At 66.4% G+C, this 8,840-nt stretch carries 9 protein-coding genes; 6 read left to right on the forward strand and 3 right to left on the reverse strand.

Annotation, left to right across the window (positions count from 1 at the left end; translation table 11 throughout):
- Positions 1–39 precede the first annotated feature (39 nt).
- Positions 40–1,563, reverse strand: coding sequence for a fumarate hydratase (locus tag B2X67_RS04850; protein ID WP_090231711.1), 1,524 nt, complete (start codon positions 1,561–1,563; stop codon positions 40–42).
- Positions 1,564–1,780: 217 nt separating this feature from the next.
- Here B2X67_RS04850 and B2X67_RS04855 point away from each other — a divergent pair, with 217 nt between their 5' ends.
- From B2X67_RS04855 to B2X67_RS04865, 3 genes are all read left to right on the forward strand, one after another.
- Positions 1,781–2,905, forward strand: coding sequence for a GGDEF domain-containing protein (locus B2X67_RS04855; RefSeq protein WP_286784779.1), 1,125 nt, complete (start codon positions 1,781–1,783; stop codon positions 2,903–2,905).
- Entirely contained in the window at positions 2,892–3,827 is a 936-nt protein-coding gene (locus B2X67_RS04860) for an iron-sulfur-binding ferredoxin reductase (RefSeq protein WP_286784780.1), read from the forward strand. The genes B2X67_RS04855 and B2X67_RS04860 overlap by 14 nt, the downstream gene beginning before the upstream one ends.
- 73 nt (positions 3,828–3,900) lie before the next feature.
- Positions 3,901–4,674, forward strand: coding sequence for an enoyl-CoA hydratase-related protein (locus B2X67_RS04865; protein WP_286784781.1), 774 nt, complete (start codon positions 3,901–3,903; stop codon positions 4,672–4,674).
- Between the two features lie 60 nt (positions 4,675–4,734).
- On the opposite strand, the gene pyk is transcribed toward B2X67_RS04865, so the two are convergent.
- Positions 4,735–6,186, reverse strand: a complete 1,452-nt coding sequence (pyk, locus tag B2X67_RS04870) for a pyruvate kinase (RefSeq protein WP_286784782.1) — start codon at positions 6,184–6,186, stop codon at positions 4,735–4,737.
- Positions 6,187–6,356: 170 nt separating this feature from the next.
- On the opposite strand from pyk, the gene B2X67_RS04875 reads away from it, so the two are divergent.
- The 3 genes from B2X67_RS04875 (at position 6,357) to B2X67_RS04885 (ending at position 7,614) form a co-directional block, all read left to right on the forward strand.
- Positions 6,357–6,737 (forward strand): tetratricopeptide repeat protein, encoded by a 381-nt coding sequence (locus tag B2X67_RS04875; protein ID WP_273233864.1) that lies wholly within the window; start codon positions 6,357–6,359, stop codon positions 6,735–6,737.
- A 29-nt stretch (positions 6,738–6,766) separates the two neighbouring features.
- Positions 6,767–7,189 carry a DUF4124 domain-containing protein gene (locus B2X67_RS04880; protein ID WP_286784783.1) on the forward strand — a complete coding sequence of 141 codons (423 nt, stop codon included), beginning with the start codon at positions 6,767–6,769 and terminating at the stop codon, positions 7,187–7,189.
- A 62-nt stretch (positions 7,190–7,251) separates the two neighbouring features.
- Positions 7,252–7,614 carry a PilZ domain-containing protein gene (locus B2X67_RS04885; RefSeq protein WP_090231704.1) on the forward strand — a complete coding sequence of 121 codons (363 nt, stop codon included), beginning with the start codon at positions 7,252–7,254 and terminating at the stop codon, positions 7,612–7,614.
- A gap of 36 nt (positions 7,615–7,650) precedes the next feature.
- Here B2X67_RS04885 and B2X67_RS04890 read toward each other — a convergent pair.
- The coding region (locus B2X67_RS04890) for a DUF58 domain-containing protein (protein ID WP_286784784.1) at positions 7,651–8,840 on the reverse strand (1,190 nt) is incomplete at its 5' end.

An 8,840-nucleotide genomic window follows, 5' to 3' on the forward strand; every position in this document is an offset into this window, starting at 1 on the left:
GCCCGGCATTGGCCGGGCTTTTTCATGTTTGCGAGGAAGTTACTGCACTTCCACCGCCAGGCTCTCGGCGATCTTTTTCTGCCAGATCGCCGGACCGGTGATGTGTACCGACTCGCCCTTGGTGTCGACGGCCACGGTTACCGGCATGTCCTTCACCTCGAACTCGTAGATCGCTTCCATACCCAGCTCGGCGAAAGCCAAAACCTTGGACTTCTTGATCGCCTGGGCGACCAGGTAGGCGGCACCGCCCACGGCCATCAGGTACACCGCCTTGTTGTCGCGGATCGCATCGATGGCGATCGGGCCGCGCTCGGACTTGCCGATCATGCCCAGAAGGCCGGTTTGTTCGAGGATCTGCCGGGTGAACTTGTCCATCCGCGTCGCCGTGGTCGGGCCTGCCGGGCCAACCACTTCGTCACCGACCGGATCGACCGGGCCGACGTAGTAGATGAAGCGGCCCTTGAGGTCCACTGGCAGTTGCTCGCCTTTGTTCAGCATGTCGACCATGCGCTTGTGCGCAGCGTCGCGGCCGGTGAGCATCTTGCCGTTGAGCAGCACGGTTTCGCCCGGCTTCCAGCTCTGCACTTCCTCGGGCGTGAGGGTGTCGAGGTTGACCCGGCGCGCGCTCGGGCCGGCTTCCCAGACGATTTCCGGGTAGGCGTCCAGCGACGGCGCTTCCAGCTCTGCCGGGCCGGAGCCGTCGAGAATGAAGTGGGCGTGACGGGTAGCGGCGCAGTTGGGGATCATGCACACCGGCAAGGAAGCGGCGTGGGTCGGGTAATCCATGATCTTCACGTCGAGCACGGTGGTCAGGCCGCCCAGGCCCTGGGCGCCGATACCCAGCTGGTTGACCTTCTCGAACAGCTCCAGGCGCATCTCCTCGATCTTGTTCTGCGGCCCGCGGGCTTTCAGCTCGTGGATGTCGATCTCGTCCATCAGGACTTCCTTCGCCATCACCGCCGCCTTTTCCGCGGTGCCGCCGATGCCGATGCCGAGCATGCCCGGCGGGCACCAGCCGGCGCCCATGGTCGGCACGGTCTTCAGGACCCAGTCGACGATGGAGTCGGACGGGTTGAGCATGGCCATCTTCGATTTGTTCTCGGAACCGCCGCCCTTGGCCGCCACGTCAACTTCCACGGTGTTGCCGGGAACGATGGAGTAGTGGATCACCGCCGGCGTGTTGTCCTTGGTGTTCTTCCGGGCGCCTGCAGGGTCAGCAAGGATGGAGGCACGCAGGACGTTTTCCGGCAGGTTGTAGGCGCGCCGCACGCCCTCGTTGATCATGTCGTCGAGGCTCAGGGTGGCGCCATCCCAGCGCACGTCCATGCCGACCTTGACGAAAACGGTGACGATGCCGGTGTCCTGGCAGATCGGACGATGCCCCGTGGCGCACATGCGCGAGTTGATCAGGATCTGCGCCATCGAGTCGCGGGCCGCCGGCGACTCTTCGCGCAGGTACGCCTCGTGCATGGCTTGGATGAAGTCGACGGGGTGGTAATAGGAAATGAACTGCAAAGCGTCGGCAACGCTCTGTATCAGGTCGTCTTGCTTGATCAGGGTCACGGGGCGCGCTCCTCTATGAACGTCGGGAACATCATTGTGGCGCCGGCCTGCATGCTGGCGCGCGGGTGCGGTGCAAAGGGCGCGGCAGTATACCGCGCACGTCCGCCTGTCGACAGTCGCTATCGCCCCTGGCCTTCGCTGCCGTCGCTAGGCAAGGCTTGGGGTGGAGAGGTACATTGGCGGCCACTTGCCAGTATGGGATGGAGCCCGTGAGCAGATGACTTCCGAGTCCAAGTGGTATGATTTACAAGGGCTTTTTCTTCGGCGATTCGGAATCGCCGCGGCCACCTACGGCCTGGTTCTGGCGCTGACCTGGCTGGGCATGGGCCTCGGGCTGTACCGCTCATCGATGACCGTGCTGGTGGTCAGCTCGCTGTTGGTGATCCTCAGCCAGTTCGCCTTTTTCCTGCTATTCCGCCTTGACCTGAACCTTCGCTTCGATGACCCGAGCCTCACCGAGACCCAAGTCCTGGTGGCCACGGCCTGGCATACCTTCTTTATCTTCCAGATGGCGGAGGGTCGCGGCACGCTGCTGGTGTTCTACGTCGTGATTCTGCTGTTCGGTATCTTCCAGCTGCGCCCGCTGCGCTTCGTCGGCTGCGCCGTGTTCGCATTCCTCTGTTTCGCCGGGATGACCGGGCTCGAGGTCTATCTCGCCGGTGGCGCTCTGTCGTCGTCGATGGTGCTGCAGCTGTGCGTGCTGTTCCTGGTGTTCGGCTGGTTGAGCCTGATCGCCAACTACGTGCAGCAGTTGCGCGAGCGCATGCGCCAGCGGCGCTTCGCCCTGCAAGCGCACCAGGACACGCTGCGCGGGATGATGCGTCAGCTGGAGAACCTGGCGTCCACCGATGAACTCACCAGCCTCTACAACCGCCGGCATTTCCTGCGTCTTGCCGATCGCGAGCTGAGCAACCTGTCCGCCGGCCGCCAGCATGGCATGGCGCTGATCGACCTCGATCACTTCAAGCGCATCAACGACGAGCACGGCCACGCCGTGGGCGACCGGGTGCTGCAGCAGTTCGCCAGCATGGCCCGCGCCAGCCTGCGGGATCGCGATGTGCTGGCCCGCTATGGTGGCGAGGAGTTCGTGCTGCTGCTGCCCAACAGCGATGCCGACCAGGTTCTGCTGTGCTGCGAGCGTCTGCGCGACGGGTTCTCGCGCATCGAACTGGACGATGCCGACGTCAGGGGTCTGAGCCTGTCCATCGGCATGACCCTGCTGCAGCCTGGCGATGAACTGGACGACGCGTTGCAGCGTGCCGATCAGGCGCTCTACCGGGCCAAGCGCGGCGGTCGCAACCGTTGCGAGGCGAACTGGGCGCGCGTCGATGCCACGTCTTGAGGTCCGCGACCGGCACTGGTCGGTTGCGGCGGGGAGCAACCTGCTCGATGCCCTGAACAGCGCCGGAGTCCGCGTGCCCTACAGCTGCCGCGCAGGCAGTTGCCATGCCTGCATGGTGCGCTGCGTCGCCGGCGAGGTGGAGGATGCGTTGCCCGGGGCGCTGGATGACGTCCGCCGCGCGGCGGGCTGGCGGCTGTCGTGTCAGTGCCGGGTGGTCGGTGACCTGCGTGTCGAAGTGTTCGATCCCGCCGTCGACGCGGTAGCCGCTCAGGTGCAGCAGGTCGACTGGCGCCCGGCGGATGTGCTTCGCCTGCGCCTGCAGCCTGCGCGTCCCTTGGCTTATCAGCCCGGGCAGCATGTCCAGCTGTTCGCCGCCGACGGCACCTCGCGACCCTATTCCTTCGCCAGCCTGCCGGGCGACGGCGGGCTGGAGTTTCACCTGGATTGCCGCGAGCCGGGAGCCTTCAGTGATGCGGCGCGCACCCTGCGGGTTGGCGATGCGCTGCGCGTCGGCGAGGTGCGCGGGGGAGCCCTGCACTACGACCCGGACTGGAGCGAACGTCCGTTGCTCATCCTGGCCAGCGGCACGGGGCTCGCGCCGCTCTGGGGCGTGTTGCGCGAGGCCCTGCGCCAGGGGCACACGGGCCCGATCAAGCTGGTCCACCTGGCCCGGGACGTCCACGCCCACTACCTGGCGCAGGAGCTTGGCGAGCTCGCCGCCGAGCATCCGCAGCTGAGCGTCGAGCTGGTCACGGCGGCCGAGTTGCCGCGTGTTTTGGCCGGATTCCGCCTTGTTCCGCGGCGAACCGTCGCCTTACTCTGCGGCCAGCCTGCGCGCGTGGAGGAATTCGCCCGAGCGCTTTACCTGGCCGGCATTCCCCGTTCCAACCTGCTGGCCGACGTCTTCCTGCCACGTGCCTGAAGGGCCCGTCGAACGCTGACCGTCCTTCCACCGTCGACGGGGATTCGAGGGGCCTTCGCCACCCGGAGCCACCATGTCCGATCACGTTCTTGCCGACCGCAATTCGGGATTGCTGAGCCTGCAGCTCAATCGCCCCGACAAGAAGAATGCGCTGACCCGCGCGATGTATTCGCGCCTGGCCGAAGAACTCGAGGCCGCGGATGCCGACCCGGCGATTCGTGCGGTGCTGATTTCCGGGGGCGAGGCCTGCTTCACCAGCGGCAACGACCTCGCCGATTTCATCCAGGCACCGCCGAGCGGCCTGGACAGCGCGGTGTTCAGTTTCATGAGTGCGCTCTTCGAGCTGAAGAAGCCGGTGGTCGCCGCGGTCGCCGGGCCGGCCGTCGGCATCGGCACCACGCTGCTGCTGCACTGCGATTTGGTCTACGTCAGCCGCGATGCGATGTTGCGCATGCCCTTCGTCAACCTGGGTCTGTGCCCGGAATACGGCTCCAGCCTGATTCTCCCGCGCCTGCTCGGGCACGCCCGGGCGACGCAACTGCTGATGCTCGGCGAGAGCTTCAGCGGCGAGCAGGCGGCCCAGTGGGGCATCGCCAACCAAGCGCTGGGCAGCGGGCAGGCGACGCTGGACAAGGCCCGGGAAATGGCGCTGCGCTTCGGCCAACTGGCCCCTTCGGCGGTGGCCGACGCCAAACGGCTGATGCGCGCGCCGGGGCGTGAGGAACTGCGTCGGGTGATTGAGGAAGAGGGCGCGCTGTTCGGTCAGCGGCTGCGCTCGCCCGAAGCCGCCGAGGCCTTGAGCGCCTTCATGCAACGCCGCGAGCCCGATTTTTCGCGCTTCGCCTGATCTCGCCCGGACATGAAAAAGCCGCTCATCGAGCGGCTTTTTCGTTCCTGCGCGCGGGCGTCAAACCAGCGCTTCACCGACGTGCAGCAGCTTCATCGTGTTGGTGCCGCCGATGGTGTGGTAGCTGTCGCCCTTGGTCAGCAGCACCCAGTCGCCCTGTTCCACCAGGCCGCGTTGCAGCAGTTCGTTGACCGCTGCCTGGCTAAGGCTTTCGGTGCGTGGCGTGGTGGGGTCGAAGGGGATGGTGTAGACGCCGCGGAACAGCGCCACCCGTGCCTGGGTTTCCCGGCTCGGGCAGAAGGCGAAGATCGGCACCGCGGAGCGGATGCGCGACATGATCAGCGGGGTGAAACCGCTTTCCGTGAGGCTGATGATCGCCTTCACGCCGGGGAAGTGGTTGGCGGTGAACATCGCCGCCAGGGCGATGCTTTCGTCGCAGCGGCTGAAGGTGTGACCCAGGCGATGGCTGGACTTCTGGCTGGTCGGCTGCTTCTCGGCGCCCAGGCAGATGCGCGCCATCGCCTTCACCGCTTCCACCGGGTAGGAGCCGGCGGCGCTCTCGGCGGAGAGCATCACCGCGTCGGTATAGTCGAGCACGGCGTTGGCCACGTCGGAGACTTCCGCGCGGGTCGGCATCGGGCTGGAGATCATCGATTCCATCATCTGCGTGGCGGTGATCACCGCCTTGTTGAAGCGGCGCGCGTGCAGGATGATTTTCTTCTGGATGCCGACCAGTTCGGCGTCGCCGACTTCCACGCCGAGGTCGCCACGGGCGACCATCACCGCGTCGCTGGCGCGGATCAGTGCGTCCAGGGTCTCGTCGTCGGCTACTGCTTCGGCGCGTTCGATCTTCGCCACCAGCCAGGCGGTACCGCCGGATTCGTCGCGCAGCTTGCGGGCGTATTCCATGTCCGCCGCGTCACGCGGGAAGGACACGGCAAGGTAGTCCAGGTCCATTTCCGCCGCCAGCTTGATGTCGGCCTTGTCCTTCTCGGTCAGGGCCGGGGCGGTCAGGCCGCCACCGCGACGGTTGATGCCCTTGTGGTCGGACAGCGGGCCGCCGATCAGAACGCGGCAGTGCAGTTCCTCGTCGTTCTTGCCTTCCACGCGCATGACCACGCGGCCGTCGTCGAGCAGCAGCTCGTCGCCGATATCGCAGTCCTTGACCAGGTCTGGGTAGTCGATGCCGACCACCTCTTCGGTTCCGGCGTCGCGCGGGAAGGTGACGGAGAAGCGGAAGCTGTCGCCTTCCTTGAGCTCGATGCGCTTGTTGGCGAACTTGGCGATGCGGATCTTCGGCCCTTGGAGGTCACCGAGCAGGGCGACAAAACGACCGTGCCGGGCGGCGATGCTGCGGATCAACGCGGCCCGCGCCTTGTGCTCGTCGGGCGTGCCGTGGGAGAAGTTCAGGCGGGCGACGTCGAGGCCGGCGAGAATCAGCTGTTCGATCACTTCCGGCGAGTTGCTGGCCGGGCCGAGGGTGGCGACGATCTTGGTGCGGCGCGAGGTCATGCAGTAGCTCCGTGGTTCAGGCAAGTTTCGAGGCTACTATGCCGGGGCGGTGTAGTCATTGTTCGCGTGCACTACGTCGCCCGCGTCTGGCAACCGACGAAATGATGCGGCGCATTCCCTGCAGAAATCCCCCGCCACGCCGATACGCTGCCCATCGGAGGAGATTGCCCATGAGATGTCTGATCGCCCTGGCGTTGCTTGCCGGAGTCGCGGGTTGCACCCGCTTTACCCTGGACCACCATCTGAACAACGCGTACCGCGCCTACGACGAGGGCGACTGCGAGCAGGTGATGCTCGAGTTGTCCCAGGCCGAGCGCAAGAGCCGCTCGCGCAACTACCTGCAGCCGGAGATATCCCTGCTGCGCGGGCAGTGCCTGGAGCGCCAGAGCCTGTTCGTCGATGCGGCGCAGACCTACCAGTTCATCATCAGTCGCTACCCGACCAGCGAATACGCCTATCGGGCGCGGGCGCGGCTGGAAACCCTCGACCAGTTGGGTCAAGCTCGGCCGGCGGTGCCCGCCAAGCCGATTCCGGCACCGCCGCCGCATTGATCCTTTTGGCCCGTAACGGATGACCGAGCATGCGCCACTGGTGGCTTGTCCTGATCCTGCTGCCTCTGCTCGCCACCGCGGAGATCTACCGCTGGACGGACGCCAAGGGCACGCTGAATTACGGGGAGCGGCCGCCGGCTGGCGCGCAAAAGGTCGATGTGCACCCGCAGGCGATCGAGCGCGACGCCGCCACACAGGCGCGTGAAGAACGCACCGAGCGCTTCTTCGGGGCACGCCGCGAGGAGCAGGCGAAGAAGGCCGTCGAGGCGCAACAGAAACAGTCGAGCCGCAGCGAGCGCTGCCGCGCGCTGCGCGGTAACCTCGGTGCGCTGAACAGCGGCAGGAGGCTCTACTACCGCGACGATAAAGGAGAGCGGGTGTTCTACAGCGACGAGCAATTGAATACCGCCCGTCGCAAAATCGACGCGCGGCTGGCAGCGGACTGCGCCTGACGGCTGTTCAGCCACCCTGAACTCGGACCATACTCGACCCACATTCATAGCGATAAGCCATCATGCGTCTACCGTCTCGAATCGAGCGCCATCAGTTGCCGTACTACCTGAAGGTGTTCAACCGGCATACCGATAAACCGATGGGCTACCTGGGCAACGTCTCGGTCGATGGGCTGATGCTCATCAGCGAGTGGCCGATGCTGACCGATGCGCGCTTCGACATGCGCCTGAAGATTCCCGGCCAGGACGGGCAGATTCATTTCGTCGACTTCTATGCGACCTGCCAGTGGAGCCAGGAAGACGCCACGCCGGGAAGCTACGATTCGGGCTTTTCCCTGGTGGCGCCGCCGGCCGAGTACGTCGAGCTGGTCCAGGTGCTGCGCCAGTACTTCGCTTTCAGCCCCAAGGTGACGTCGCCGCAGTGACGCCCCACGCGCCCACGGATGGGCGCCATCCCCGCTCTACAGAACGCCCGCCTTTTTCCACGCCAGATACCGCCCGACCAGTTCCGGACCGAGTTCGCCCGGGCGAGCGTCGAGGATCGGCAGTCCGTTGGCGGCCAGACGATCATGCAGCCCGCCACGGGCATTCAGGTAGTTGAGCGTGCCGCAGTAGGCGAGGGCATCGTCGTAGCCCCGAACCGGTGTCTGCCGGAGGCGATCGAGCACCTCCTCGCGCAGGCTGGCGACCAGCACCCGATGCTGGCGACCGAGGCGCTTGAGCGCGCCGAGCAGTTCCTCGTCGTCCTCGTCGCGCAGGTTGCTGACCAGCACCACCAGGGCGCGGCGGCGCTGGCGGGCGAGCAACTGGCTGACCGCCGCCGCATAGTCCGCCGGGCGCTGGCTGCTGGCGAGGTCGTACACCGCGTTGAGCAGCACGCTGAGTTGCGCATGGCCCTTGGCCGGCGCGACGTGGCGATCGTGCTCGCTGGCGAAGGTCGCCAGGCCCACCGCGTCGCCCTGGCGCAGCGCCACGTAGCTGAGCAGCAGGCAGGCGTTCAGCGCGTGGTCGAAGTGCGCCAGCTCATCGTCCTGGCTGCGCATCCTGCGGCCGCAATCGAGCAGGAAGATGATCTGCTGGTCGCGCTCGTCCTGGTATTCGCGGGCGATCGGCGTGCGCTTGCGCGCGGTGGCTTTCCAGTCGATCTGCCGCAGCGTGTCGCCGTCGCGGAATTCGCGCAGTTGGTGGAATTCCTGGCCCAGGCCGCGACGCGGACGCTGGCGTACGCCGAGCTGGCTGAGCCAGTCGTCCACCGCCATCAGTTGTGCGCCGTAGAGACGGGCGAAATCCGGGTAGACGCGGGTCTCGCCGGGCAGCTCCAGCAGGCGTCGGGCGCGCCACAGGCCGAGCGTGCTGGGCAGGCCGACCTCGCAGCGGGCGAAGCGGAAATGCCCGCGTACCAGCGGTCGCAGGCGATAGCCGAGCTCGGTGGTTTCGCCCGGACGCAGTTCGACGCTCTGCGGCAGCTCCTCGAAGGCCAGGCCGTCCGGCACGTGGTCGAAGACCTCGATATGCAGCGGCCGCGCCTGGTCGTGCGTCACGTCCAGGCGCACCTCCTCGCTGCGGCCCAGCGGCAGATTGCCCGGCAGGCGCCGCTGCAGGCGCGGCGAGGGCGTGCGGCGAAGACGCCAGGCGTCGACAGATCGGAAGA

The sequence above is a fragment of the Pseudomonas sp. UBA3153 genome (assembly GCF_002364635.1).
Lineage (GTDB): Bacteria > Pseudomonadota > Gammaproteobacteria > Pseudomonadales > Pseudomonadaceae > Pseudomonas_O > Pseudomonas_O kuykendallii.